This is a genomic window from Mesorhizobium sp. M7D.F.Ca.US.004.03.1.1, from assembly GCF_003998635.1.
In the GTDB taxonomy this organism is placed as follows: Bacteria; Pseudomonadota; Alphaproteobacteria; order Rhizobiales; family Rhizobiaceae; genus Mesorhizobium; species Mesorhizobium loti.
Genome location: NZ_RZQG01000831.1, coordinates 1 through 2,604 on the forward strand (window position 1 = coordinate 1; position 2,604 = coordinate 2,604).

Genomic DNA, 2,604 nt, shown 5'->3' on the forward strand with positions numbered 1-2,604 from the left:
CTTCAGGCCTTCGCCGTCGATCGTGGCGATGGCCGCGATGATGGCGTCAACCAGCCGGCGGCGCACCGCCTTCGGCATCCATCCGTCGATCACCGCCGCTTCGAAATCGATGACCGAGGATGCGGCGACGATGGCGTAGGCGAGCGCCCGCGAAGCGCTGGCGATCCAGTCGTCGAGCTCGGGTCCGATCTCGCCCCAATCTTCCGGCGATGTCCATAGATGCGAGGCCTCGACGCCGCGCGCATTGAGCGCCTTTTCGAGCATGGCGATGGACGCCACGTCGATCAGCTGGGTCGGTTTGCCGTCCGGCCCGGGCACGGGCATGGAGCCGAGTGCTCCGGCATTGCCGGTCGGGCCGCCGAAAAGCCGGCCATTCAGCACGATGCCGCCACCGGCAAAGGCGCCGATATAGAAATAGACGAAGTCACGCGCAGCCCCCGCCTGGCCGAAGACGAGCTCGGCGCCGCAAGCCGAAGTCGCATCGTTTTGCAAATAGACCGGAAAATCGCATTGCGCCTGGATGTCGGCCCTGATGTCGCGGTGGCGCCATTCGTCCATGACGTCGCGCGGGGCGCCGGCGGTATCGGCCCAGTTCCACAATTCGAACGGCATGGCGATGCCGAGTCCGGCGATGCGCTTGTCCTGTGCGGGCGTCAGCGCGCTGCGCATCTGCCGCATGCCGTTGCTGACGAAGTCCACCGTCTCGCGCGGCGCCGGGTAGCGGTATGAATGCTGCAGCATCGAGCGCACATTGCCGAGGAAATCGATCAGCACCAGTTCGGCGCTGCGGCGGCCGATCTTCAGGCCGATGAAGAAAGCGCCTTCGGGATTGAGCGCCATCGGGATGGAGGGCTGGCCGATCTTGCCGCGCAACGGCGCCTGGCGCAGCAGAAGGCTCTCTTCCTCCAGCTCGCGCATGATGACCGAAACCGTCTGCGCCGAAAGTCCGGTCATGCGGGCGATGTCGGATTTCGCCAGGCTGCCGTGCTGGCGCACCAGCGAGAGCACCAACCGCTCGTTGTGGTCGCGCATGCCGCTCTGGTTGGTGCCGCGGTGAATGAGGCTGTCATTCACCTCGGGCGAACCGTGCCTCGCAATGGCGGTTTCCACCCTGTTCCTCCCGTCGTTTCCCCTCAATGCTTTTGGGCCAGAATGGGTGAACGAAGCAAGGCTGTCAATAATAAATAAGAGTGATTTAATTATTGACAGAGGCTTCGGCCTAGTGTCTGTTGAGGCGGCGTCCGCGCTGGGAGAATATCGTGGATGCGCTGCAGGTGCCGGTTGGCCGGCATCGGAATGGTTCCACTGGGAGGAAAATCGTGACCAATACAAAACTATTGAAATCGACCGTGTTTGCCGCCGCGGCTCTGGGCCTGATGGCGTTTGCCTCGTCCGCATCCGCGGCCGGTGTCGGCGCCTGCCTGATCACCAAGACCGACACCAATCCCTTCTTCGTCAAGATGAAGGAAGGCGCGACCGCGAAGGCCAAGGAACTCGGCGTCGACCTCAAGACCTACGCCGGCAAGATCGACGGCGACAGCGAGAGCCAGGTCGCGGCGATCGAAAGCTGCATCGCCGACGGCGCCAAGGGTATCCTGATCACCGCGTCCGACACCAAGGGCATCGTGCCGACCGTGAAGAAGGCGCGTGATGCCGGCCTACTGGTGATCGCGCTCGACACGCCGCTCGATCCGATCGACGCGGCCGACGCGACCTTTGCGACGGACAATCTCGAAGCCGGCAAGCTGATCGGCGCCTGGGCCGCCGCCACGCTCGGCGACAAGGCCAAGGACGCCAAGATCGGCTTCCTTGACCTGACGCCGTCGCAGCCGACCGTCGACGTGCTGCGCGATCAGGGCTTCATGATGGGCTACGGCATTGACGTGAAGGACCCCAACAAGATCGGCGACGAGACCGATCCGCGCATCGTCGGCCACGACGTCACCAACGGCAACGAAGAGGGCGGCCGCAAGGCGATGGAGAACCTTCTGCAGAAGGACAACACCATCAACGTCATCCACACCATCAACGAACCGGCCGCTGTCGGCGCCTACCAGGCGCTCAAGGCTGTCGGCCTCGAAAGCCAGGTGCTGATCGTCTCCGTCGACGGCGGCTGCCCCGGCGTGAAGTCGGTGGCCGAAGGTGTCATCGGCGCCACATCGCAGCAATATCCGCTGCAGATGGCAGCACTTGGCATCGAGGCGATCGCCGCTTTCGCCAAGGACGGAACCAAGCCGAAGCCGACCGAAGGCAAGAATTTCTTCGATACCGGCGTCAACCTGGTGACCGACAAGCCGGCCACTGGCGTGAAGTCCATCGACACCAAGGAAGGTCTCGCCAAGTGCTGGGGCTGATGCAGGTCTGACCGGCATCTACGGAACCTGAGCGGTCGGGGCTTGATCCCCGGCCGCTTCGGGTGGACGATGGGTCGCGTGACCGCGAACAATCCCGGCAATAGACCGGAAAAGCGTGGACGGGTGTTGGCGCGTGGCTGGCACCCAACGGGGAGGAAACATGGCTCAAGCTCAGGAATTCGAGAAGGTTCTCTCGAGCAGCGATACAAGCGTTGCCGCTTTTGACGAGCATAAATCGGCCGTCAAGCGC

General features: G+C 63.5%; 2 protein-coding genes. One reads left to right on the forward strand and one right to left on the reverse strand.

Translation table 11 applies throughout. The annotated features are described in order from the left end of the window. Window positions 1-1,110: ROK family transcriptional regulator (locus tag EN935_RS30555; protein ID WP_164771468.1), on the reverse strand; the 1,110-nt coding region annotated here is incomplete at its 3' end. Between the two features lie 227 nt (window positions 1,111-1,337). On the opposite strand from EN935_RS30555, the gene EN935_RS30560 reads away from it, so the two are divergent. Beyond that, window positions 1,338-2,354 carry a sugar ABC transporter substrate-binding protein gene (locus EN935_RS30560; protein WP_024503693.1) on the forward strand — a complete coding sequence of 339 codons (1,017 nt, stop codon included), beginning with the start codon at window positions 1,338-1,340 and terminating at the stop codon, window positions 2,352-2,354. The last annotated feature ends 250 nt before the right edge of the window (window positions 2,355-2,604 follow it).